At 42.8% G+C, this 839-nt stretch carries 1 protein-coding gene; it reads left to right on the plus strand.

Translation table 11 applies throughout. The annotated features are described in order from the left end of the window. Positions 1-638, plus strand: a 638-nt coding sequence (locus A3763_RS30155; protein ID WP_068760172.1) for a methyl-accepting chemotaxis protein, incomplete at its 5' end; no start/stop codon positions are given. Positions 639-839 lie beyond the last annotated feature (201 nt).

An 839-nucleotide genomic window follows, 5' to 3' on the forward strand; every position in this document is an offset into this window, starting at 1 on the left:
TGGATCAGATTACTCAGCTAGAGGAAAGTAACCAGACACTACAAGAACAATTAGATATCGCTCTAGGTTCTGTTTCATCTTTTGAAGAACAAATCGGCGGCCTCAACAATCAGATATCTACCGTTCAAGATCAGCTCGAAAATGAAAAAGCAATTCTAGAGAATGAGTATCGCGCACAGATAGATGAACTAAATAGTACCTTCAACGCTGAGAAAGAAAGCCTTAGCTCTCAACTTACTCAAGTTGAAAAAGACCTGGCAGACCTTGCTGACCTACTTGTTACGTTCGAGCGCTGGCACGAAAGCCTAACCCAGCTCATGCTACATAATGCTGAGATGCACACGCAGAACCAGGAGTTTTTCAACATCGTTAAGCAGATTGTAATCCTTGCGCTGAATGCAGCTATCGAAGCTGCAAGAGCAGGCGAACACGGTCGTGGTTTTGCTGTAGTGGCTGACGAAGTTCGTAACTTGGCGATGCGAAGCCAAGAATTAAGTGAGAGCTATAAAGAAAATCTAAACAAGAATGACTTTTTGACCACCGCGACCTTCCAGGACATTCAGGCTAGCGGAAAAATGATACTGACCGATGTCTCGTCCACGACAGAGATTGTTAAAAATATGCTTAACCAGCTATAGAACAGCTGATAACAATGAACAGAACGAAACAAAAGTAAATTTTGGCCACGCATATGTTAGTAAATGAAGAATTCAAAAATGAAATAAAGCGCACCTTCAAAGCAAGTTTTGAAGAGTCAATAACTGCGGGGTCTGACCCTTCCCGCTGGTACATAAAAGAGCGCACAAATCTCGACAACCTTAACGAGGCTGAGTTCTACG

The sequence above is a fragment of the Oleiphilus sp. HI0128 genome (genome assembly GCF_001635365.1).